This is a genomic window from Vibrio sp. R10-SG3-ISO3 (assembly GCF_059834225.1).
On record NZ_JCBDHE010000041.1, the window covers coordinates 1 to 23,731 of the forward strand.

Below are 23,731 nucleotides of genomic sequence, written 5' to 3' on the forward strand. Positions count from 1 at the left end.
TAAGGTTGTACTGGCGTCAGCCAGTTTAGCCGCCTATTCATGGCTGTTCTCGTTTCAGTTTGCCTTAGCACTACTGGCTTGCTTAATCTTTCATGAATATGGGCACGTCAAAGCAATGAAATACTTTGGCATGAAAACCAAAGGCATCTATTTAGTGCCGTTTCTCGGCGGACTCGCTCTCAGCGACGAAAAGATCAACACTCGCTGGCAAGACGTGGTGATCTCAATCATGGGGCCAATGTTTGGCTTCATCCTTTCATTACTGTTGACGTTAGTCTATCTGCTCACAGGGGAAGCCTTCTTTGCGGGGTTGGCGGTGTTTAATGCACTGCTGAATTTGTTTAATTTGCTGCCTATTTTGCCTCTCGACGGCGGCCATATTCTAAAAAGCATCAGCTTCTCAATGAACAGCGTCGCTGGCATCCTACTGTGCAGTGCGGCAGCTGGGGCAGGGGTCTTGCTCAGCTATTCGCTCGGTCTGACCTTGTTTGGCTTCTTGCTCATCATGGGCATGCTTGAGATCGTATTGGAGTGGCGTGGCCGCCATGCGAGCCATTTATTACCGCTCGACCGATATGGACAAGTTGTTTCATCCATATGGTATGTGGGCTTGGTAGCGGGGTTGGTCGCGATTATTGCCTTCTTTGCTAATACGGGCGATGAGTTGCTACGCCTACCTCTATTGATACTGGGCACCTAATTGACCCGATACGTACCGCGCTATCACGCTTACAGCGTGGGCTAGATAGAAATCACGGGAGCATGCTCCCGTTGGTCATTGTGTAGAGTATGCACACTCAGCATTGTGGTTTGCTTACGCTGCTCGCTGGCAGCGTTTTCATTTTCGCGCTGAGATCATCAATACGTGTACTGTGAGAGGGGTGGGTCGAGAGTAGCTCAGGCGGCGTATTGCCCCCGGAGGCTTTCGCCATATTTTGCCACAGCGCGACGCTTTGCTTAGGGTCAAAGCCGGCTTTGGCCATCAATTCTAACCCAACGATATCCGCCTCGGATTCTTGGGTACGCCCGTAGGGCAACAGCACGCCATATTGAACGCCAACGCCAAGTGCCGCCATCGTCATGTCACGATACTCTGAACTGCCCAACGCGATGTTGGTGATTTGTAAGCCTGCATTGGCAATTTGAGATTGAGATAAGCGCTCGTTACTGTGATCGGCGAGTACATGCGCAATTTCATGGCCAATCACCGTTGCTAGCTGATCTTGATTGACCGCGACGTTTAACAATCCGGTGTATACGCCGATTTTTCCACCTGGGAGCGCGAAGGCGTTGACTTGGTCACTATCGAATACCACCACTTCCCACTCGTCAAATCCCGCTTGCTTGGGCACATGAGCCGTAATGGTTTTGGCAACGCACTGCACGTACGCGTTAGTTTTGGCATCGGTACTGATCGGCTGTTCGCTTTTCATCTGTTCAAATGACTGGGCACCTAAAGCGCTCATATCTTGATCGGAAAATAAAATCAGCTGTGATCGCCCCGTCGGCGATGAACTACAGGCAGACAACGCGAGGCTTGCAGCGATTAAGGATAGCGACAAGCCGCGCTTATAAGTGATGTGCATGACGTTCTCCATCTAGGTAACGAATGTGCCAGCGTCGGCATTGTGAGTCATGACGCTTGAGTTATTCCGCTTCATTATGCTACAACGCGACTCTGTTTCCTACGCACCAACCGCGCGACAACGCTTTTTATTACGACGGATCACAGAATGAAAATATGGAAAAAAGAGATCGATCTGGAAAAACTCAATCAAACCTCAAAAAACACTCTGATTGAGCATCTCAATATCGTCTATACCGATTTTGGTGATGACTCCCTAACGGCCACCATGCCCGTGTGTCATTTTACCCACCAACCACTCGGTATGCTTCATGGCGGCGCTTCAGTGGTGCTCGCAGAAACACTCGGTTCACTGGCCGCAAACTTCTGTGTTGATAACGAAAGCTATTGTGTTGGGCTTGATATTAACGCCAACCACGTTCGCGCGATGCGGGAAGGGCATGTCATCGGTACAGCCAGACCCGTGCATTTAGGCGTTTCTACACAAGTGTGGCAAATTGATATCACCGACGAAAGGCAACGACTGGTGTGCACCAGTCGCTTGACCATCGCGGTTAAGAAACATCGTGGAACGAAAGCTCATGCTGATTGAGTTTAGTTTAGGGAAAATCATCGCGACCCCCAATGAAGTGGTGATTAAGTTAGCAGGGCCGGGTAGAGTCACGTTGCAAGCCCAAGCGGACGCCGTCATGCTCTATGGTGGCGGTAACGTGATTGCGGTAAGAGCGTCTGAAGCTAGCTGGTCAATCTCGCTCGATAACGCCCATCAATTAACCCAAGTTGCCGAGCAATTAGGTATCGCAATATCATAGAACTCGGTATTGGGGTGAGATATCAAGACTTGCATGTGAGCTCATAAATGAGGAAACTAGTTTGGAATCCAAAACCAACGAATTTCCCCTTTATGAGTAGCCCAAGATTACGCGTCCAGTTCGAAACTTTATTTGAGCACTACCAAGGCAAAGATTGTGGTGTCCAACTAGAAGAGATCACAGAGATCTTATTCTGCACACGGCGAAATGCGCGAATCGTGCTGAATAAAATGGAAGAAGAGGGGTGGCTTGAGTGGCACCCAGCACCGGGGCGCGGCAAGCTCTCCCAGTTGGTGTTCAAACGTAGCCGCAGTGACGTCAGCGAAACTCTAGCTCGCCGATATTTAGATGAGGGAAAAATCAGCCAAGCGCTCAAAGCGCTCGATCAAGATACCGCTAAGTTAGCTCAAGTGATTGAAAGCTACTTAGGCGTGGTCCACCAGCAAGGTGAGCAGGTGATTCGCTTACCCTACTATCGCCCCTTATCCACTCTCAATCCCGCTAAAAGGGTTCGCCGTTCAGAGCTGCACATCATCACGCAGATATTCAGCGGTTTAACTAAAATTGGCGATCAAGAGCGTATCGAGCCGGATATTGCGCACAATTGGGAGTTGGTGACACCGCAGCATTGGCGCTTTTACATTCGTAGCGGGGTACGCTTTCACAACGGAGAGTTGCTTACTATTGAGCACATTTTGTCCGTTCTGCGCCGATTGAGTCAAAACACGCTCTTTTCTCATATCGAATGCGTTGAGTGTCGTTACGCTAACACTATTGATGTATACCTTTCTAGGCCTGATTACCATTTGCCTGTTCTGTTAGCAGAGTCGAGTGCGAAGATCACGTTGCCAGAGCGCGACCAACAAGACGATTATGACGCGTTTCCGATTGGTACAGGACCGTTCAAAGTGGTTCAAAATGATGCCAAACGTCTGGTACTTCAAGCGCACGATGGGTATTTTGGCTACCGACCTTTACTCGATCGTGTGGAAGTATGGGTGATTGAGCGAGCGCTATCTTCAATGATTTTTCCGAGCCTTTCACAGCCAATTGCGACTGGCATTGAGCGTGTCACAGATAATGTCGAGCTAGACCCGGGTTGTACCTTTTTGCTCTTCAATCGTAAAACGGGACTGGCTAAAGAGTCACAATGGGCAAGCTATTTCCATGACCGCCTAGCCACGCTCAATTTATTTAAACAAATTCCTGATGAGAAATTAGTCGAGTTGGGCGTTCTGCCGGCACATGGACTCAAGCCAGGTTGGTATCACCACATAAAAACCGACGCTGTCGAAGCTCCCTCAACAGAGCGAGAGGTGACGGTTGCCTACCAATCGCAACACCCGATGTTTCCGACTTTGGTTAAGTGTATAGAGCGTGTTCTCAAACAAGACAAGGTATCAGTTCGCCTCATTCGTTATGAGCACGAGACACCTGATCTCGCCGATGTGGATATCTGGGTTAAAGCGATGGGCATCACTAACAATCGTGATGATGCATTGGCTGCTTGGTTACTCAGCTACAGCGATATTGAAGCGATGAGCCAGTCAGATGACTTTCAATATTGGCAGCAACTTGTGAAGGATTGGCAAAGTGATCAAAACCGGCCTTTTCCCGCTAAAGCGCTAGGGCAGTCTCTTGTGGAAAGAATGCAGTTAATTCCGATGTTCCACTGTTGGTTGGGAGTGAGTAAAGATCAATGCGGTTCATTGCAAAATGCGCAGTGTAACGCGTTGGGTTGGTTTGATTTTAGTTCAGTGTGGGTGAAACCAGAACTCGGACAGTGATAGTCTCAAGCACTCACTGCTCAATGTTAATTATTTGTAATAAAGGCATATGTTATCTCAAAGATAAGACGGATTTATGTGTCAAAAATAAATCATAGCGCAGCTTTTTTGAACTGAGTCGATAAAACTGGCAAAAAAGTGAACATTTGAACTTTGCACGACGACGTAAAGTGTTAGAATTACCGAAGTTTAAATTCGGTATTTTCAACAAATCAACGAGGTTCATAATGGAACTAGGTTTAATCGTCGCTTTCATCGTCGCTGCTGCGCTTATGGTTAAGAAAGAGATGGCTAGCTCAAACGCTTAATGGATTCCAACCCTTTTTTGTTCACTTTTATTGGAAACCAAAGAAAAGCTCCCTTTATTAAAAAGGGAGCTTTTTTGTTTTTGACGTCGTCAATATTTAGAATTCGTACTTAGCCGTGATTGCCCAGTTACGACCCGGTTGAGTGAAATCTTTATCCTCTTCTACAAAGCCTTTGACATCATTCCACTCGTAATACTCTTCGTCCGTTACGTTGAAGAGTCCGGCGCGTAGCGTCAGATCTTTCATTGGTACGTAGTAAGCCGTTAGATCGACAATGGTCGCGGCATCAATACCGATGTAATCTCCACGAGTTGAGCCTTCAGAGTTGATGTCTTTGGCTTTCTTCTCCGCGTTATAGGTGACAGTCAACGCGCTACCCCAAGTACCAGCAGGTGCGTCGTAATTGAGGCCAACCACAGTGTTCCATGGTGTCACGTCGTTAAGTGGTTTACCTTCTCCATCTTCACCCTCGGTGTAAGCCGCGGCAACACGCGTACTGATCCCGTTAAGCGGCAACTGCTCATCCCAATAGAATGTGTTTGAGAGCTCTACACCTTTGATGGTTGCTTGATCAATGTTGATGTATTGAATAACGGCGGGATCCGCTGGCGTAAATGAACCGCTGACCGTATCGCTAGAGATAAAGTTGTCGTAGTCACTGTAGAACACGGCCAACTCTGTAGCTGAGTTCTCTGTGTTATGGCGCCAGCCTAACTCATACGAGACACTCTTCTCTGCCTCAAGATCAGGGTTAGGTTTATTGATGTAGCCATAATTAGGGTTGCCATAGGAGTAGTACAACTCTTGGAAATCAGGGGCTCTAAAACCTTGACTCACTTGAGCAAAGAGTTTGTGCTGCTTATTCAGTGCATACACCGCACCTAGACGTCCAGTGAGAGCAGAGTCGGAGAACTTTTGGTAATCAGACGCTGGGTTTTCACTTGGGTTTTCCGAACTGTCACCAGGTTTTGTCTCAAAGCTGTCAAAACGGACACCTGGAGTCAGCGTAAGTTGACCAATGGTGATCGTATCTTCGATAAATAAGCCGTAGTTTCGTTCAGAGGCAGAAGGAATGTAGAAAATCGTTTTGTCATCATCAATCGAGTTGTATTCGTTGTTGATGTTTTTGATATCCTTATCGGCAAACGACAGTCCGTAGACGATGAAGTGCTCCGTTGAACCTAGGTTAAATCCTTTATCAAACTGCGCGTCAAACTGGAAGCCTTCGTCCGAATAGAGGTAATCTTTACGCTGCACGTTACCGGCCGTCGGTAAGAACATTCCGCCATTTGAGGTACGATTGGTCACGCCATTTTCTTCTTTGCTCAACCAGTCCAACTGCCAGGTCACCGTGTCTGCAATAGACGCGTCCGCATTCCAAATGTGTTTAATGCCGATCTGCTGCTTGTCGGTCGTATCATCACCATTGTAATCACTGTAGCTGTCGCTAATAAACTGCGTGTCTACCGTATCGTGCAAGATATTACCCGTAAACTCGAAACGGTGATCATCTGACGCTTGGTATTGAAGCTTAACCAATAAACTGTTAGCCGTGGTGTCTTGCTCATCAGGCTCGCCAAAGTTATCCACTTCATTCCCATCCCTGCGCGTGTAGGCGACGAGACTTTCTAAATTGCCTGTTTTGTTGGCAAGTGCAATCGACTCACTGAACGTATTGTCAGAAGATGAGAAATTGAACTTAGCATGGCCACCAAAATTGCGACCTTTCAGTAAATCACTCGGGTCGATGGTCTGAAAAGCCACGATCCCACCGATAGCGCCTGAGCCATAAAGGGAAGAGGCGGCCCCCTTAACCACTTCAACCGATTTTAGCAGGTCAGTGTCTACATCAATACGTGAAGAGTTGATAAAGTTGTACGACTGACCACCGCTTGGCGCGAACTGGTTGGTTTGGTTGACGCCATCCACCAAAACTTGAATTCTGTTGCCTTCCATGCCGCGAATATTGATGCCTTGCACACCTTGACGCGAGTTTGTCTGTACACTAACACCCGGTGTGTACTTAAACAAATCCTCAAGACCTGTGGTCATATTACTTTCGATTTCGTCGTTATCGATCACCGCAACCGATGCAGCAACATCACTAAGCTGTTGATCAGTACGCGTTGCCGATACCACAACTTCGTCAAATAGGGCATACTCTTGTGCATACGCACTCGTTGTTAGGGCTAAAACAATCGAAGCCGACAATAGTGATTTCTTATACATTTATGATTACCTTAAATCCATTAGGTTTGGTTGAACGGCCTGAATTTTATTGGATCTAAATGATAATTACTATCGTTATCAATATCACTTTTGGGTTGAACTATTGGAATTTGAATGAATCCTATCAATATTTTATATATAAAACAGAAACTTAAACTTGTAGAATAGTCAGCGTATTGGTAAAACAAGACTTCATTAGTGAGATATATGTCACAATAATGATTCTCATTTATAGGAATGTAAGCGATGCAAAGCCCGATAACGTTAGAAGCCTTACACATATTGGACGCGATTGATCGAAGAGGAAGCTTTGCGGCCGCCGCGAATGAATTGGATAAAGCGCCATCATCTTTGAGCTATCAAATTCAGAAACTCGAGCAAGACCTCGATATCACCATCTTTGATCGCTCTGGGCACAAAGCGAATTTCACTGAGGCAGGCAAACTGATTCTCGAACGAGGTAGGGCCATATTGGTGGCGACAGAGAAACTCGTCAATGACGCCAGTGTGATAGCCAATGGGTGGGAGCTCGATATTACACTCGCGTTCGATGGCATCATTCCTGTTCACAACTTTTTCCCCCTTGTCGATGCACTTGGCAATGTCAGTTCAACTCGAGTCAAACTGCAAGAAGAGATTTTAGCCGGCAGTTGGGAGGCATTGAGTACGGGTCGAGCTGACCTGTTAGTGTGTCCGAAACTGGATGCGCTTCCCCATGACGTTAAGGCTGAAACTTTAGGGGAAATGAAAATGATTTGGGTCGCGGCTAGTGATCACTACGTACACAAACGTTCAGGCGCATTTAATGAGTCTGCGCGTGAGAAGTATCGTGTTATTGCGATTGCGGATACGGCAAGAGAGCAACCGGCGATCAGCATCAATGTGATGCAGCGCCAACCGCGTTTAACCGTCACGACCTTTGCTGCCAAAGTCGATGCTCTGCGCAGTGGTCTAGGCATAGGAACGCTGCCCGCCGAACTGGCGCAAAGATTGATTGAAAAAGGGGAACTCAAACAGATCACCGATACCGAAGCTGTCACCATCGACATCGTCTTAGCTTGGAAGCGCAATAAAATGGGCGAAGCCAAGTCTTGGTGCATCCAATACCTGAAGAAAAACTGGAAGACTCTGGCAAAAATCTAATATCAACTCACGGATTTCAACACTTGGCTCCTTAATTCAAGGGTAACACCATATCCGCGACGCCATCTTCAAACTGAATATCAAGGGTGAAGCCCAGTTTTTGCGCCAGCATTAGCATACCGCGGTTGGTGGGCATGGTCATACCGGACATTTGCTTGGTGCCCTTATGGTGGCAGTAATCAATGATCTTTTTCATCAACACCTTACCTAAACCGATCCCCTTAAGATCGGAACGGATCAAAATCGCGAACTCGGCGTCGGTGTTGTCATGGTTGATTAGTGCGCGTGACACGCCAATGATTTGCGGCTGACCTTGCTCTTCACGCACTGCGACAAAAGCCATCTCTCGGTCATAGTCAATTTGCGTTAGATTCGCTAGCGCTTCATGATTAAATTCGCCCACATCCGTAAAGAAGCGTTTGTAGAGATCCTCCTTGCTGACGTTGTGAATAAAATCCGCATGAAGCGGCTCATCTTCAGGCAAGATTGGACGAAGGAGTAGGGAGTCACCGTTTTTCAATGTAATCGACTCTTCATACTCTACTGGATACGGTCGAATGGCCAAACGCTGCTGGGCGTCGCCTTGATAGCGTCGTAATGTAAGATCCGCATCGAGGATGGTAAATTGTGAGCCATTTGCTAGTACTGGATGTATATCCAGCTCATGAATTTGAGGGCAATCCACCACTAATTGAGACAAACGAACTAAAAACTCAGAGAGCCCTTGTATGTTCATCGGTTCTGGGAGTTTCTGCAGACGTATCTTGCCATTTTTAATCGCAATGACGATAAGATAACGCGCCAACGCCATATTCAACGGCGGTAAAGCGGCGGCCGCGTCGATCGCCTCGTCCCATTCGGAGCCACCCTGACCGATAAGAATTACTGGTCCGAAGGTATTGTCATGTTTGATCTTAATACGAATCTCTTCACCGCCGGCCAATTTTGCCATGCCCTGCACAATCAAACCATGAACATGGGCGGAAGGGTAAGAAAGCTGCGTTCGGTCCAGTATCGCTTGCGCCGCATTTGCCACCTCTTGGCTATTTCTTAGATTAAGCATTACACCTTGTACATCGGATTTATGCGCAATGTCAGGTGAGCGAAGCTTTACCGCAACAGGGTAGCCAATGCTTTCGGCGATATGTACAGCTTCACTCGCATCGGACGCGAGCCATGTCGGCAGCACATTGAACCCATAGTGCTTGAGTAGTGTCCCTATTTGATGAGTATCGAGGTGGCGGACATCATGTTGCTCTAAACGCTCATTGATCCATACTTTTGCTTCATTTCTATCATTGATCTCGATAGGTTCTGCGGTGGTTGGCGTTTCCATCAGCTGTTTTTGATTTCGTCTGTACTCGACCAAATGCATGAAGGCCACCACAGCGCTCTCCGGAGTACGATAGGTAGGAATGCCCGCTTGGGTAAACAGCAATCGCGCAGGTTTGGCGGTTAACTCGCCAGACCAATTGGTCAAAATGTTGAAACGTCGATGACGAGGATGAGCTCTGACCGCTTCGACAATTGCTCGTGCGGTCTGCTCCGACTCCGCCACGGCTGAAGGACTGTGCATAATCAAAATGGCGTCCGCACAATCTGTATCCATCAAAGCGTTAAGCGTATTCACATAGCGCAAATGGTCTGCGTCGCCAACCATGTCAATGGGGTTACTTTGGCTCCAGCTGGGCGGCAACGTAGAGCTTAAACGCAACATCGTTTCTTCAGACAACTGCGCAAGTTTGCCGCCACGTTCGAGCAGCGTATCCACCGCCATAATCGCGGGGCCACCACCATTGGTAATGATGGCCAATCGTTCGCCGCGCAAAGGAACGGAGTGAGTCAACGTCTCAACGGCTGCAAACAGTTCATGTGAATTATTGACGCGCAGCATACCTGTACGTCGAATCGCCGAATCATAGATAATATCAAGCGTGTCATCGCCGCCAGTGTGTGCTTTTGCAGCGGCACGTCCGGCTTTTGTTCGCCCACCTTTGAGCACCAGTATGCGACGGTTACGTGACGCCGCACGCGCGGCAGAAACAAACCGCCTGGCATCTTTGATGGTATCGACATAGAGCAAGATCGCATCAGTGTTGGTGTCGGTGCTGAGGTGATCGAGAAGATCGGCAAAATCGACATCGCTGGCATTGCCAATCGAAATAAATGCGGAAAATCCGATGTCTTTGTCGTTGGCCCAGTCCAAAATGGTGGTACACATAGCTGCAGACTGGGAAATGAACGCGATTTTGCCTTTTTGCGCCATCACCGGGGAAAACGAAGCATTAAAATTGTGCCAAGGAAGGATGAGTCCCAAACTATTAGGACCGAGCAGGCGCATGCCAGCGGCCCGCGCTATCTCTAAACAGCGTGATTGATGAGTGATACCATCTTGGTCAGGGAGGTGCATGTCCGCCGAAAGAATGATCGCGGCCTTGACTCGTTTGTCGGCAAGCTGACGTATCAGCTCAACATTGTGCTTCGCACTAGTACATAAAATCGCGACGTCCGGTACAATCGGCAGCGAGTCAATCGTCGGGTAGGCGAGCACGCCACAAACAGAGGAATAACGAGGTGTGACAGGCATGATTGCGCCCTCAAACCCACCTTGTAGTAAGTTTTTCATCACGATGTTGCCCGCTCTCATCGGTCGCGAAGAGGCGCCGATGACGGCGACTGACGAGGGCTTGAGTAACGCAGCGATACTGGACATAACGTGACACTCCTTGAATCTAACTCTCTTTATGGTATCCGAGGTTAGACCCATTCGCTGCGTGAGTTTGACGTAGTTTTAATCAGATCACTGTGTTGCTCACTGACTTTGTGTCATGTGTCACAAGAGTCTTGGTATATAATTTCATTGTTGGGTTGATTATACGATTATCTAACGGCATGATTTACAGTAATTTCTAGTTTAAGGCATTCGAATATCCCATGAAAAAAATCGCAATAGTAGGCCTGTCCGTCGTTCTCTCCGCTTGTGTATCCAGTGATTACGTCACCGATGTCAGCTCAGAGAGCTACCGTGAAGATTACCAAACGGCATCTGTCGCCAAACCTGTCGTCTCTGAGCAGGGCATGGCAAAAGATGTGACCGAAAGTAACGTCAAGCCTAATGTTGTGAAAATGTCACCAGAATCTAGCAAGCAAGTGGTGAAAAAGCAGCCACAAAGCAAGCCTGCTGTTGCAATCATACCGCCGACAGCCAAACAGAAAGCGATGAATCCACGTTTTGGTTTTACGATTCAAGTCGCGGCCGTAGGGTCACAAACGAAAGTTGACCAGTTTGCTCGACAACTACCTCAAGGTGATCAACCGATTTGGGAAAACTACAAAGTCGTGAACGGCACAAAGTGGTACACCGTACTTTATGGGGATTATGCGACGCGTGCGGATGCCAAAAAAGCAGTGGGTGAATTACCAGCCGAACTGCAAGCACTCAAGCCATTCGTTAAGAGCATCGATGATATTAAGAACTCTCAGTACCCGACGCTCAACAAACTAAACTGATAGAATGAAAGGGGCCAAGCGCCCCTTTTTTCATGACTCTTCTTGTTATCCGCTCAGAAATTCAACAACCAACCAACTAACTCGATATGAATAGACGAAAAACGTGTAAACGCTCCCGAGTTTTCATTAAGATCGGATAAGCCTCTTTGTTGCATTACGGAAAGACCATCAATGACGACCAACATCTTATTACTCTGTGGCGGCGGCTCATCTGAGCACGAAGTCTCACTCGTTTCAGCCAATTACCTGCAAGAACAACTTACCTTGACGGATGGGTTCAACGTCGTACGCGTTGAAATGCGCTCTGATGGCTGGCATACCGAAGATGATGAGTTAGTCTATCTCGATACCAATGCAGGCACCTTAAATACCGCAACAGATGCCATCACGCTCGATTTTGTCGTCCCGTGCATACACGGTTACCCAGGGGAAACGGGTGATATTCAATCAATGCTCGAGCTATCAGGAATTCCTTATCTAGGCTGTGGACCTGAGGCGAGCACCAACAGCTTCAATAAGATCACCTCTAAGCTTTGGTACGACGCATTAGGCATCCCCAACACACCTTACTTGTTTCTCACAGAAAACACAGAAGAAACTTATCAGCAGAGTAAGCAAGCCTTTGAAAACTGGGGTAGTGTGTTTGTCAAAGCGGCGAGACAGGGCTCTTCCGTTGGTTGTTACAAGGTCACTAATATCGATCAGTTGCGTACAGCGATTGCAGACGCGTTCACATTTTCCGATCAAGTGCTGGTCGAAAAAGCCGTGAAGCCACGAGAACTTGAAGTGGCGGCCTACGAAATGGATGGCCAACTCCACATTACCTTACCCGGTGAAGTTAAGGCGCCTGCTGATGCCTTTTATAGCTACGAAGAAAAATACAGTGCAACGAGCCATTCCACAACGGACATCGTCGCGTCTAATCTCACCGAGCAGCAACAACAGATGATTCGACTCAACGCTGAAAAGGTCTTTACCCATATGAAGCTGCGTCACCTCTCTAGGATCGATTTCTTTTTGACACAAGAGGGTGAGCTTTACCTCAATGAAGTCAACACCTTCCCTGGGATGACCCCAATCTCAATGTTCCCTAAGATGGTGGTCAACGACGGTGTGCCATTTCATCAGTTTCTCGCCAACTGCGTGACAACGTCACTCAATCAATAGGGCGGATCACTTTATATTTGAGCCTTTCATGCGCTGCTCGCACTGTATTACCAACATAGTAATAGGGCATAGCAGCGCTCTTCCAACGACCGTAAGTCTGAATCTCACGCGTTTTTATACCTTGTTTAGCTAACTCGATCGCTCCACCAACGCGCAAAGACTGGCCAGAAAAATCCAGTGCCAAGCCAAGCTTGTCACTCGCTGAACGCATGATTCGGTATATTGAGGAGTCATCCAAAGGCGCGGTAGCAAACCGACCATGTTTGTCTATTGCAACAAAAAGAGGACCGGGAGCCACACCACGTAAAATCAACCAACGATTGAGCTTTTCTGTCGCACCTGTACTCAATCGATAACACTCATTACCCAAGCTCAAAATCCCCTGCGATGACTCAATCGTCACATTGCCAACGTTAAGCGATTTGAGCTCTGAACGTTTTAACAAACACTCAAACATCACGTGGTAAATCGCTAGATTTCGAACATCGATTGGCGTATTCGAGCGCTCAAGCTTATCAGTCAGTGCATCGAGCGAGGATTTAGTAAAGGCATGGCTTGATGTCGCATCCCCACGCTTTTCGTTGCTAAGTTCAGACATCAAGCGCCTAACAGAGTGGGTGTTGACGGGATCGTCGTAGCCCAATATACGGTGCATTAAACTTATGGTGACACTGTAACGACGAATGGAGGCGTACTTTCTGTTTCTCGATTCCGACTGCAGAAATAACCGTACCGCTGTCGAGGCGGCTGGCAGCGCGACAACATGGTGACTAAGACAAAAGTTGTAGAAACGATTCCAATCATTACTCATCGCCAAGACGGAATTGTGCGAGTATTGCCCATCAGTAACAAGGTTAAGGTCTTGAATTGTCGTCTGTTTGTTGAGTGCACGAGTCAATGTTTGTCTCATGCTGTTATCGGTCACTATTCGAACATTTTTTCTCATGGATTCACTATAAAAACGCACAAACTCATATCGAGATACTTGATAAACAAGGAATTACAATTATCATTAATTTAACTCATAACTAAGACAATAAATACTATGCCAGTAGCGACTTATCGAGGTTTTAACCTTAAAACTGCCGGGAACTCTACAGAGATTTGGCAAGTGCAAATCAAAAACCACCAACTGCAAGGCAGCATGGCGGCGGTGAAGAAGAGTATTGATTGGTTTTGCGATACTGCGACCATTATCGATCCCCGTGAGTTCAGTTCCATCAACTCGAAACGTGAAGGTTCAGGCCAGCCCGCACAAGAGAATTTTAATGGTTTTACCCTAAAGAATGACACAGGCGAACCCAACGCTTGGTACTGTTTTTTCAATGGTAGGTTACTTAAAGGTGGAAAACTTGCCATTCAGAAGCATATAGAGGCATACTTGGTCGCGAAACAAAAAGCAGAGCAACAGAAGAAGTAATATGTCTTTAGTGTATTCAACAGAAGTTGGCCGAATTAAGCCAGAAGAAGAGAAAGTACAACGCCCAAAAGGCGACGGTATTGTGCGTATTCAACGTCAAACCAAAGGCCGCAAAGGCAAAGGCGTGAGTATTGTCACTGGTCTTGATTTGGATGACGCGCCATTGAAACTCCTCGCAGCAGAACTTAAGAAAGTGTGTGGCTGCGGCGGTTCAGTTAAAGATGGCAACATTGAGATCCAAGGCGACGCGCGAGATAAAATCAAAGCCCATCTAGAAAAGAAAGGCTTCACGGTAAAGCTCGCTGGCGGTTAATGCTAAGTAATAAACGGTTTGGTAATCGCAGATTAACAAACTGATTATTAGGTATTTTATGGTAAATACAGTTATGTTTAATCAATGCTGTATTTAACCGTAAAGATCGAATAGGGAGCGTGGCTCCCTATATTTGAATAATCGCATTTAACATAAGATAGATAATACGCACTCATTAACACGTTGAAATAGGCCATCTGAGCTAAGGCTAAACACCGCATAAGCACCTGATACGCTTGTAATTCCTAGCCCGTTATACTTTTTTGCGATCTGATTCCATAAAGCCTCCGCTTCGTGCGACTTGGCTTTATCGTCCGCCAAGGGCACCAACACCATTTCTTTGTCCGCACAAACGTTCTCTGTTGCCGATACTGTGCGCGACTTAAAAACGGCGCTAACCAAAACACTTCTAGTCGGACCTTGTAGTCCTTACAAAATCACCCGCTTTTAACTCTCGTTATCTTAATTACATTAATTAGATTCAGTTGACGTGACAGCGTCACTGCATTCTCGTATCCAAACCATCCGTCTAATTTATGGGTGACTGTAAATGACAAGGCGACATCGTTGGTCAAAGTCCGCATCAGTGACGGCATCACCCAGAAGCATGATTAACTGGCAATAGTGAGCGCTTACACCGACCGACTTTCAGTTGTGTAATTAAATTACACCAAGAAACAAAAACGAGCTAGCAACAGAATAATAACCCACCATAAGTCATTGTAATTAATAAACTTAATCTTAATGTTATTGCTTTCGACATGACTTTCAGGATTTGTAACCGCTTTGTTTTAGGCAAAAAAAAGAGAGCCATTGGCTCTCTCTAGGTGGGTTATTGTTTGTTTTCTGCTGCGGCTTTGCGTATGTCATCGGCAACGACTTTTATTGCCTGCGCGGTACTCATCCCGCTTGCCATTAGCTCTTGAATCCGCTCTACGGCTTTTTGCTGCTCTTCGTGTGTCAGCGGTGGTAAATCATCAAACATAAAAAAGGCTCCTTTTTATAGGAGCCCGACTATAGTACGAATTATTCGAGGTGGCTAGCGCTACCCTCGCCTTTAGTAACTACCTAAGAAATTAATAAAGGCGCCCATAGAATCTTCATTGGTGTAGCTTGCACCAATATCGAGTTGGAACAGGTTCAATGGCGATATGCCTATACCTGCTGTCAGCGTGTCATCTTGATTGTCATACGCAAGATTGCGTTTCCATCCAGCTCGCAGTTTTAACTGACGCATGATGTCAATTTCGCCCCCGATTCTGAGCATTTGTGTATTGTCTTCAAAGTCGGTGTAACGTTTGTCTTCATTGAGGTCATAGTCAACACTGATTGTCGCGTAGTCAGCAACTAAACCAAAACCGACGGTGTATTGCGGTCCTAGTTGATATTGATAAGTACGTCCAGAGATTGGAGTCGCGTTAGTTTCGATGTCGCGACTGATCAAGTTGGTCGCAGAGATGCCTGCTCGTAACGGGCCATGGAACCACAGGAAACCTGCATCCATATTGAACATGGTTTCGCCAGTTCCGTTTTCACGTACGTCTGTTATATCGTAGTCAGCTAGAGATGCTTCATACACGTATGTGTAAATACGCTGCAGTTTTGGTGAGACACCAAACGCGATGTGTTGTCCGAGAAATGTCTGATATTTAGCTAGAGAGATACCCGCTTCCGCAACTCCGATAGAAACAGCACTGACAGAGCTATTTTGCGCATTTTCTAAAATACGTTGCTCCTCCGTGCCTGCTGTACTATCCGTTGCAATGTTAGGGGTCGCATATGACTCAGTGTATAACTTGCCGAATACATTGGCAGCGATAAAGCTATTCGGAATTGCAAACGCTACAACGCCACCCATTTCCAACTTAGCTTGATCGCCTTGCAGATCATCAAGCGCTTGTCCTAACTCGTTAATTCTACTAGGGTCATTGGTCTCTAATAGGTCCGCCACTGTATCAAGATCATTCACCATATCATCTTGATCACTATACGAGAGACCAAAAGAAGGCACGATCATACCGACATCATCATTGCGACGGTAAATAGCGGTAAGCGCGGGATTGTAGAACGGTGCAGTGAGAAAATTGGCGGATACCACCCCTACGCCACCCATGGCATCACCACGTGCTTCAATGGCGTAGTTGGCGGCAGAGGCTGACGTGGCAGCCAGAGCAATTGACAGGCTCAAGAGTTTAATTTTATTATCCATAGCGATATAAATCTTTTCAGTTCCATTCATTTATATCGTCTTATTGTCTATGAACTTTAACTATTCCTCTACAGAAACATCATAGGTTTTGCTGATAATTTGGGATTGTTCAACAATTATTGGCCCCTGCCAACGTTGTTGATTGATGGAAACGGCCAACACGTAACGACCTGCTGGTACCACATTCGGTTTCAGCGCAGTCGGAAAATCGGAAACATGTACCTCTGTCCAAATTTGGTTATATTTGCCATCCACATAGTCGTAAATCCCCGTTTCTAGCTTAGGTAATGGGCAGTGCGGGTTGAGTAATGCGGTGCGATCGATACTCCACTCATCCTTTGATTTCCAGCGAACGTCAATCGCAGCATTGGGTTCGCCAAGCAGGACCCAAGCACTCCAAGAGGATTGGTCAGCAGCAGTGACGTCCAATCGATAGAGTCCCATAGGTAAACGACTGTTCAAGTTGTATCGCTTAATGTATTTACTCAGGCCACTTTCGTTACCCGGTAACTTTGTCAAAGTGTTGTCAGTGGATATATTACGAGATACCCACTGGGTTAATGCGATATCTCGAATGGGCTTTTCTGAATCCACTTCGACGATGGCTCGAAACGCATCGCGCCCAGGGCTTTCAATGTTAGTACGGCGGATGACAACCGAGGATATCCACGTGGGCGTGGGATTGGTATCTAGGCCTTTTCCACAGTCCACTTCAAGCGATTGAAGGAGTAACGAATTGAGGTGGCTTGATAAATTTGAGGTTGATTCGAGTTGCCAAACTTCCACCAATGAAGAAAACATACCCGACAAGTTATTGTTGAGTAGATGCTTATGAGCTTGAGTCAACGGTGTGTTGTCCTCAAACCAAGGCGCGGTATCGCTGAGTGCAGGTGCACTCGCAATGAGTGCACCCCATAAGAGAGCCCGTATCTTCATATTAGGCTTTCATTTTGTATCCAACACCACGCAAGGTCTCGATTTCTAGACCTGGGAGTTTTTGACGTAACTGCAATACATGTGTGTCAACCGTACGTGTGGTAGGAAAATGATTGTATCCCCAAACATGATCAAGCAATTCGTCACGAGTAAACACGCGGCCTAAGTTACTGGCTAAGAACAACAAGAGATCAAACTCTGTACGTGTTAAGGTGATGGATTCCTCTTTGTAGAAAACTTCACGGGTCGCTTTATCGATCACCAAGTCGCTGGTCGTCACTTTTGAATCATCTTGAGCTTCGGCGTCCGGAGAGCGCAACTGCGCACGAATTCGAGCAAATAGCTCCGCTTCAGCGAAAGGTTTGGTTAAATAGTCATTCGCACCGGCATCTAAACCTGTGACTTTGTCTTTTACCGTTACCAGAGCCGTCAATAAGATCACTGGAACATCTTTGATTTTTTTCCAATCGGTTAAGTGCGCTACAGAATCACCATCAGGCAATTGGCGATCAAGCACCACCAAGTCTGCTTTATCCCAGTACTGTGCCACGTCCGCAATGGTTTCAGAGTGAAAACATTCGTAACCTGCTTGTTCAAGGCTAACTAGTAGGCCGTCAGCTAAATTTTTGTCGTCTTCAACGAGAAGCAGTGTCTGTTTCACAGGGTATCTCCAATATAAATGTTGTCGGTGGGCCGATGAGGTTCATAGTTCCGCCCATACGTCCGACCATCGATTCAACTATGGTTAATCCTAAGCCCAGGCCGCTTTTACTCACAAAGGGTTTGCGCAAATTGCGCCAGTCTTTATGGGTTAACTGGCCTTGGTCTTTGACCTTTAGCGTAATCATGTCCACTGAGGTTTCAACCTCAAGTTGAACAGGAGCAACGCCATATTTAGTGGCATTGCGGATTAAGTTGTCGATGCAAGTCCCTAGCCAGTAGACATTAAGCTTTGCCGCGACATCTTGGTTAATTAAGAACTCAACTTTGTCGCCAAATTCTTCTTCTAATTTGAACTCAAGCCATTCGCTGACAGATGGTACCCAATCTGCGGCCAATGGTTTGTTATCTGATTGCAAATAATCTTTACTGGCTTCGGCCAGTTGGCGCAATCGTCTAGAATCTTCACATAATCGACGAAATTCGTCGTACACTGACTCTGGCAGCTTTTCAAACTCACGACGAAAGCCTTCAACCGTCAAGGATAAACTGGCGATTGGCGTACGCAGTTCGTGCGTTAAGATCTGCAAAATCAGCATACGGCTTTTCATTTCTTGGCGCTTGGTGTTCCAGCGATACGTCAACCAACCCAGTACCAGCAAAATGTTCGCGACAACCAAAACCGCCATGCTGATTCGTAAGATCTCTGATTGATCTTCAATATCCCAACACAAATTGCCCCGCTGTGCGAAACAGCGTACCGCCGTGGATTTCGGCTCTACTTTTAGACCACTCTGATCGACATAGGTTTTCCAAACATTGTCTGGATACACTAAATATTCATCATTATTGCGAAGCCAGAGTGCATTTCGATCCAAAAACATGCTCGATCCTGCCAACAGTGCCAACATGGCAGACTCATCCATTCGCTGCAATCGTCCTAATAAGGTCGTTTCTGGATCGAGCGGACGCTCCTTGATGTGCATGTATTGCGATAGCTCATCCAGTTTTTCCGGATGCAGTGCCACATAACGACTGGCGTAGGTTCCGCCGCCAGGATGGATAAGCGCACTGCGCGCAAACCACTTGGTGCTCACGGTATTCCCTTTACATACAGAACGGGTAAACACCAACGGCTCCGTCACTAAAGGGCTCAGAGGGAGCTTACCTGTACAGTCTCTTGCGAGATCATACAAGCGCTGAATATCTTTGAGAGGATAATGCGCCGTTTGCGGCAGCATAGATTCAGGCGTAAGCAAACGTGTGGGGTAATCGGCCTGTAGTACGCGAATATCGTAACTCACTACCGCCTCAGAGCGGTCAAACATATCAATAAATGTGTCGATACGCTCAGGCAAAGAGTTCGCGAACGCGCTCTTTGTGGCCAGAGTTATCAAAGCAGTTATCAGTATGTTTACGGGTTTAATCACTGTAAAAATTCATTAAATCAGTAAGTTAGAAATAGAATAAACCATTATGACAAAAATAGACATTTCAAATGTAATATTGATGTCAGGAATCATTACCACTAAAACGCATAAAGCCAGCATTACGCTGGCTTTATCGTACTGTGAGGGGAGATTACAACGCTTTGGAGATGGCGTCGACACTCTCTTTTGCATCACCAAACAGCATCTGAGTGTTCTCCTTAAAGAACAATGGGTTCTGAACGCCAGCGTAACCGGTGTTCATCGAGCGTTTGAAGACAATCACGTTTTGCGCATTCCACACTTCTAACACGGGCATGCCAGCGATCGGGCTGTTTGGATCTTCCAGCGCGGCTGGGTTCACCGTGTCGTTAGCACCAATGACGAGCACGGTATCGGTCTCTGAGAAATCGTCATTGATTTCATCCATTTCCAATACGATGTCGTAAGGAACTTTCGCTTCCGCGAGCAATACGTTCATATGACCAGGTAGTCGGCCCGCAACAGGGTGAATACCAAATCGCACCTCCACACCTTGTGCACGAAGTTTTTCGGTAATTTCATGCACTGGGTACTGCGCTTGAGCAACGGCCATGCCGTATCCTGGTGTGATGATCACAGACTTAGAGTTCTTGAGCATCTCGGCCACTTCTTCTGCTGTGGTCTCGCGGTGTTCACCTTGCTCAACATCTTCAGAGATCACCACTTCTTGACCAAAACCACCGGCGATCACACTAATGAACGAGCGGTTCATCGCTTTACACATGATGTAGGAGAGAATCGCACCGGAAGAACCCACAAGCGCACCGGTGACAATCAATAGATCGTTGGCGAGCATGAAACCGGCCGCTGCCGCTGCCCAACCTGAGTAAGAGTTGAGCATAGAAACCACCACAGGCATGTCCGCCCCACCGATGGACGCAACCAAGTGGTAACCAAACGCAAACGCAATCAACGTCATCACAAGCAGTGCGAACATACTACCTTCAGCGTTGACGAAATGCACCATCAAAAGCGTTGATACCACGATCGCCGCAAGGTTCATTTTGTGCTTATGCGGCAGATTTAATGGTGAAGATGACACGATACCGCGCAGCTTACCAAATGCGACCACGGAACCTGTAAAGGTAACCGCACCAATGAAGACACCTAGGAACACCTCAACCAAGTGAATAACGTGCTCGGCATGCGTTGCTGCCTCTGGTGCGTCGAGGTAGCTGTTGTAACCAACCAATACTGCCGCCATACCAACAAAACTGTGCAAAATTGCTACTAGTTCTGGCATTTCGGTCATTTCGACTTTCTTCGCATAGTGGATGCCGATACCCCCACCGATCACCATGGCAACGATGATCCACGCAAAGCCTTGCGATTCAGGACCAAAGATCGTGGCGATCAACGCGATCGACATACCAGCGATACCATAGTAGTTACCTGCGCGAGCAGACTCCTGCTTTGACAACCCGGCCAAACTTAAAATAAAGAATAATGCAGCAACAATGTAAGCTGCTTGTACTAATCCTGCAGACATCCTTGTTACTCCTTAGTCTTTACGGAACATTTCAAGCATACGCTTGGTGACGGTGAATCCACCGAAGATGTTAATACTGGCAATCAACACAGCGATGAACGCCAAAAATGATACCACTCCGTTGCCTTGGCCAATTTGTAACAAAGCGCCGACAACAATAATGCCAGAAATTGCATTGGTCACCGACATCAACGGTGTATGCAGAGCGTGTGTGACGTTCCAAACCACGTAGTAGCCAACGACACATGCAAGAACAAACACAGTAAAATGTGACAAGAAGGCCGCTGGCGCGACAGAGGCTATCCATGCAAACGCTCCGACACCCACAGCTAACGCCGCCAGTTTCTTCACTGGTGAAGTGGGCTCTTCAACTTTCGGCTCTGCTTTTACTGGCTGCGCTTTTTTCTGCTCTGGTTGAGCTGAGACTTTGATTGGTGGCGCAGGCCAAGTCACTTCACCCTCTTTAACTACAGTGACGCCGCGGATAACAACATCATCAAAATCGATGGTGATGTTGCCATCTTTCTCTTTGCACAGCAGTTTGAGCAAGTTGACGAGGTTGGTTGAATAGAGCTGCGATGACTGTGTTGGCAAGCGGCCGACCATATCGGTGTAGCCCACCACTTTGACACCATTGGCTGTGGTGATCACTTTGTCTGCTTCAGTGTATTCGCAGTTACCGCCGTTGGCCGCAGCCAAATCAACAATCACACTGCCCGCTTTCATGCTGTCGACCATCTCTTTGGTGATAAGCTTAGGAGCTGGACGACCCGGGATCAGTGCGGTAGTGATGATGATGTCGACATCCTTCGCTTGCTCAGCGTAAAGCTCAGCCGCTTTTTTGTTAAACTCATCCGACATCTCTTTCGCATAACCATCGCCAGCGCCAGAATCTTCTTTGAAGTCGACTTCAAGGAACTCAGCGCCCATCGATTGTACTTGCTCTTTTACTTCTGGGCGCACGTCAAACGCACGAACGATCGCGCCGAGACTGCCTGCTGCGCCAATCGCAGCTAGACCAGCAACACCAGCACCAGCCACCAAAACTTTCGCTGGTGGCACCTTACCCGCGGCGGTAATTTGCCCAGTAAAGAATCGACCAAACTCATGCGCGGCTTCAACTACAGCACGATACCCGGCAATATTTGCCATTGATGAGAGCGCATCTAACGCTTGAGCACGTGAGATACGCGGCACAGCATCCATCGCCATAACATTAATGTTTTTGCTCGAAAGCTTCTCCATCAATTCTGGGTTTTGTGCTGGCCAAATAAAGCTAATCAGCGTGGCCCCTTCCTTGATCAAAGCCAACTCATCCAGCGTGTCATCGATAATCGGCGCATTGACCTTTAACATGACGTCTGATTGCCACACGTCTTGCGTTGAGACGATGCTCGCCCCTGCGGCTTCAAACGCACCATTATCAAAACTGGCTTTCTCTCCTGCTCCTGATTCAACGGCAACGCTGAACCCCAATTTAATTAATTGCTCGACCGATTTGGGTGACGCAGCAACACGCGTCTCACCGGGGAGCGACTCTCTTGGCACACCAATCTGCATTAGCTATTCCTTGACTATTCGCAACACTGTTTGATTTGTTTTTATCCAACGTAAAAACAGACTGCAAGTCTTTTTAAAAACTTGCTGAAAAAATCATGAGTTATAACCGTTGGGAATGAAGGATTGTGCGTCTGAACGACAAAAAGGACAAGACAGAAACCATTGATAGGAGGTCAAACCAGTTGCGTCCAGTGCAAGCAAAAATTTCCTTTAAAACAACAAATTATCTTACTCACCAAAACAAAGAAGCCATCAGCATAACGGCTAATGGCTTCTTAGAGTATGATGTTCATCAAATTGAGGAGTTATCACAGCAAAATAATCAATCAGGCGAACTCTCTATGGGTTACTTTCCCATTACGCGTCTTATTACGTCACTGTTAACGAAAACTGTTAGTTAAAAATACTGTCACCCATTTGATCAATGAACATTTGTGATTTTTTCAGCATCAATTCATTGGCATCGTCTTTACTAGCGAGCACATCCGAGCGAATAAAACGGTGTGATAGGATCTCGCCCTCTTTTTCTTTCTCAATACGTCCTGCAATACGGTATTGACCGCCTTCTGCAATGGATTCTTGATAAATGAGATAACCTTTATATTCAACCGGCTCTACCGCGACGGCTTGTTGTGATTTTCCGCCACCAAATAGACGTGAAAACAATCCCATTTATAACTCCTTACTTACGACTTTTCATGGATACAATCGGTTTCTCAAACCATTCCAGCTCCAAGTCATCATCAAAACGAGGCTTGTTGATGATCACCGGAATCTCATCTTTACGATTTTTACGGCGGTCGTCAACGATCAGGCTCACAGCAGAAGAGACCGCTGTCTCAGCATACTCTTTTAATGCCACTAAACGTTCTTCTGGGAGTGCAGAGAGAAAGTCGACATCAAAACGGATGTAGACAGGCCTCAATTGACTTAGCGCAAGACACGCTAAATCGGCCAATTGATCATGGTCGAATCTCTGAGTAAATTCTTCTCGCGCAAGCACGTGTCCAACTAAGGTTTCCATGTAATTGTGGACATCAACGCTAATCTGCATATCAATCACTCCTTTTCGTTATGCTTCTGGTATCAGTATGTGGAACATTACCTAAAATTGCCATGCAATAGAGTCATTTA

At 46.9% G+C, this 23,731-nt stretch carries 24 protein-coding genes; 10 read left to right on the forward strand and 14 right to left on the reverse strand.

Translation table 11 applies throughout. The features are described from left to right. The coding region (locus AC6R1A_RS10760) for a site-2 protease family protein (RefSeq protein WP_500646178.1) at positions 1–700 on the forward strand (700 nt) is incomplete at its 5' end. A 97-nt stretch (positions 701–797) separates the two neighbouring features. Here AC6R1A_RS10760 and AC6R1A_RS10765 read toward each other — a convergent pair. After that, on the reverse strand, positions 798–1,586 hold the full coding sequence (locus AC6R1A_RS10765) for a M48 family metallopeptidase (RefSeq protein WP_500628269.1): 789 nt from the start codon (positions 1,584–1,586) through the stop codon (positions 798–800). A 147-nt stretch (positions 1,587–1,733) separates the two neighbouring features. On the opposite strand from AC6R1A_RS10765, the gene AC6R1A_RS10770 reads away from it, so the two are divergent. From AC6R1A_RS10770 to AC6R1A_RS10780, 3 genes are all read left to right on the forward strand, one after another. Next, positions 1,734–2,177, forward strand: a complete 444-nt coding sequence (locus AC6R1A_RS10770; protein WP_500627171.1) for a hotdog fold thioesterase — start codon at positions 1,734–1,736, stop codon at positions 2,175–2,177. Continuing rightward, complete coding sequence (locus AC6R1A_RS10775) at positions 2,167–2,397, forward strand: DUF3389 family protein (protein ID WP_487901547.1); 231 nt, start codon at positions 2,167–2,169, stop codon at positions 2,395–2,397. The genes AC6R1A_RS10770 and AC6R1A_RS10775 overlap by 11 nt, the downstream gene beginning before the upstream one ends. 92 nt (positions 2,398–2,489) lie before the next feature. Further along, positions 2,490–4,184: an SgrR family transcriptional regulator gene (locus tag AC6R1A_RS10780; RefSeq protein ID WP_500634005.1), complete on the forward strand. Its 1,695-nt coding sequence runs from the start codon at positions 2,490–2,492 to the stop codon at positions 4,182–4,184. A gap of 404 nt (positions 4,185–4,588) precedes the next feature. On the opposite strand, the gene AC6R1A_RS10785 is transcribed toward AC6R1A_RS10780, so the two are convergent. Next, positions 4,589–6,721 carry a TonB-dependent hemoglobin/transferrin/lactoferrin family receptor gene (locus AC6R1A_RS10785; RefSeq protein WP_500628268.1) on the reverse strand — a complete coding sequence of 711 codons (2,133 nt, stop codon included), beginning with the start codon at positions 6,719–6,721 and terminating at the stop codon, positions 4,589–4,591. Positions 6,722–6,967: 246 nt separating this feature from the next. On the opposite strand from AC6R1A_RS10785, the gene AC6R1A_RS10790 reads away from it, so the two are divergent. Continuing rightward, the gene (locus AC6R1A_RS10790) at positions 6,968–7,864 is read left to right on the forward strand and encodes a LysR family transcriptional regulator (protein WP_500634004.1); all 897 of its coding nucleotides are present in this window, start codon (positions 6,968–6,970) and stop codon (positions 7,862–7,864) included. 31 nt (positions 7,865–7,895) lie between these two features. Here AC6R1A_RS10790 and AC6R1A_RS10795 read toward each other — a convergent pair whose 3' ends face one another. Further along, positions 7,896–10,577, reverse strand: coding sequence for a bifunctional acetate--CoA ligase family protein/GNAT family N-acetyltransferase (locus AC6R1A_RS10795; RefSeq protein ID WP_500634003.1), 2,682 nt, complete (start codon positions 10,575–10,577; stop codon positions 7,896–7,898). A 221-nt stretch (positions 10,578–10,798) separates the two neighbouring features. On the opposite strand from AC6R1A_RS10795, the gene AC6R1A_RS10800 reads away from it, so the two are divergent. Together AC6R1A_RS10800 and AC6R1A_RS10805 are read left to right on the forward strand one after the other, a co-directional pair. Next, a complete protein-coding gene (locus AC6R1A_RS10800) occupies positions 10,799–11,374 on the forward strand; it encodes an SPOR domain-containing protein (RefSeq protein ID WP_500634002.1) in 576 nt (191 codons plus the stop codon). Positions 11,375–11,545: 171 nt separating this feature from the next. Next, positions 11,546–12,541 carry a D-alanine--D-alanine ligase gene (locus AC6R1A_RS10805; protein ID WP_487901499.1) on the forward strand — a complete coding sequence of 332 codons (996 nt, stop codon included), beginning with the start codon at positions 11,546–11,548 and terminating at the stop codon, positions 12,539–12,541. Here AC6R1A_RS10805 and AC6R1A_RS10810 read toward each other — a convergent pair. Next, a complete protein-coding gene (locus tag AC6R1A_RS10810; RefSeq protein ID WP_500634001.1) occupies positions 12,531–13,451 on the reverse strand; it encodes a tyrosine-type recombinase/integrase in 921 nt (306 codons plus the stop codon). The two genes, AC6R1A_RS10805 and AC6R1A_RS10810, sit on opposite strands and share 11 nt — an antisense overlap. Before the next feature lie 135 nt (positions 13,452–13,586). Here AC6R1A_RS10810 and AC6R1A_RS10815 point away from each other — a divergent pair, with 135 nt between their 5' ends. Continuing rightward, positions 13,587–13,961 carry a DUF3319 domain-containing protein gene (locus AC6R1A_RS10815; RefSeq protein WP_487901497.1) on the forward strand — a complete coding sequence of 125 codons (375 nt, stop codon included), beginning with the start codon at positions 13,587–13,589 and terminating at the stop codon, positions 13,959–13,961. Position 13,962: 1 nt separating this feature from the next. After that, the gene (yciH, locus tag AC6R1A_RS10820) at positions 13,963–14,274 is read left to right on the forward strand and encodes a stress response translation initiation inhibitor YciH (protein ID WP_500634000.1); all 312 of its coding nucleotides are present in this window, start codon (positions 13,963–13,965) and stop codon (positions 14,272–14,274) included. 147 nt (positions 14,275–14,421) lie between these two features. Here yciH and AC6R1A_RS10825 read toward each other — a convergent pair whose 3' ends face one another. From AC6R1A_RS10825 to pntA, 8 genes are all read right to left on the reverse strand, one after another. Continuing rightward, entirely contained in the window at positions 14,422–14,610 is a 189-nt protein-coding gene (locus AC6R1A_RS10825; RefSeq protein ID WP_500631285.1) for a DUF3693 domain-containing protein, read from the reverse strand. A gap of 496 nt (positions 14,611–15,106) precedes the next feature. Next, the gene (locus AC6R1A_RS10830; RefSeq protein ID WP_500631284.1) at positions 15,107–15,259 is read right to left on the reverse strand and encodes a YoaH family protein; all 153 of its coding nucleotides are present in this window, start codon (positions 15,257–15,259) and stop codon (positions 15,107–15,109) included. Between the two features lie 72 nt (positions 15,260–15,331). After that, positions 15,332–16,483, reverse strand: coding sequence for a conjugal transfer protein TraF (locus tag AC6R1A_RS10835; RefSeq protein WP_500631351.1), 1,152 nt, complete (start codon positions 16,481–16,483; stop codon positions 15,332–15,334). A 60-nt stretch (positions 16,484–16,543) separates the two neighbouring features. Beyond that, positions 16,544–17,419 (reverse strand): DUF2861 family protein, encoded by an 876-nt coding sequence (locus AC6R1A_RS10840; RefSeq protein WP_334551880.1) that lies wholly within the window; start codon positions 17,417–17,419, stop codon positions 16,544–16,546. A gap of 1 nt (position 17,420) precedes the next feature. Beyond that, entirely contained in the window at positions 17,421–18,080 is a 660-nt protein-coding gene (gene vxrB, locus AC6R1A_RS10845) for a response regulator transcription factor VxrB (RefSeq protein WP_334551881.1), read from the reverse strand. After that, positions 18,055–19,485, reverse strand: a complete 1,431-nt coding sequence (gene vxrA / locus AC6R1A_RS10850; RefSeq protein WP_500631350.1) for a sensor histidine kinase VxrA — start codon at positions 19,483–19,485, stop codon at positions 18,055–18,057. Before vxrA ends, vxrB begins: the two co-directional genes overlap by 26 nt. 175 nt (positions 19,486–19,660) lie before the next feature. Next, positions 19,661–21,037 carry a Re/Si-specific NAD(P)(+) transhydrogenase subunit beta gene (gene pntB, locus AC6R1A_RS10855; protein ID WP_500631283.1) on the reverse strand — a complete coding sequence of 459 codons (1,377 nt, stop codon included), beginning with the start codon at positions 21,035–21,037 and terminating at the stop codon, positions 19,661–19,663. A gap of 12 nt (positions 21,038–21,049) precedes the next feature. After that, positions 21,050–22,597 carry a Re/Si-specific NAD(P)(+) transhydrogenase subunit alpha gene (gene pntA / locus AC6R1A_RS10860; protein WP_500631282.1) on the reverse strand — a complete coding sequence of 516 codons (1,548 nt, stop codon included), beginning with the start codon at positions 22,595–22,597 and terminating at the stop codon, positions 21,050–21,052. 125 nt (positions 22,598–22,722) lie between these two features. On the opposite strand from pntA, the gene AC6R1A_RS10865 reads away from it, so the two are divergent. Next, the gene (locus AC6R1A_RS10865) at positions 22,723–22,998 is read left to right on the forward strand and encodes a hypothetical protein (RefSeq protein ID WP_500627181.1); all 276 of its coding nucleotides are present in this window, start codon (positions 22,723–22,725) and stop codon (positions 22,996–22,998) included. Here the strand turns inward: AC6R1A_RS10865 and AC6R1A_RS10870 are convergent. Together AC6R1A_RS10870 and AC6R1A_RS10875 are read right to left on the reverse strand one after the other, a co-directional pair. Continuing rightward, positions 22,991–23,269 (reverse strand): HlyU family transcriptional regulator, encoded by a 279-nt coding sequence (locus AC6R1A_RS10870; protein ID WP_334551885.1) that lies wholly within the window; start codon positions 23,267–23,269, stop codon positions 22,991–22,993. The two genes, AC6R1A_RS10865 and AC6R1A_RS10870, sit on opposite strands and share 8 nt — an antisense overlap. 10 nt (positions 23,270–23,279) lie before the next feature. Continuing rightward, positions 23,280–23,651, reverse strand: a complete 372-nt coding sequence (locus AC6R1A_RS10875; protein WP_334551886.1) for a late competence development ComFB family protein — start codon at positions 23,649–23,651, stop codon at positions 23,280–23,282. Between the last annotated feature and the right edge of the window lie 80 nt (positions 23,652–23,731).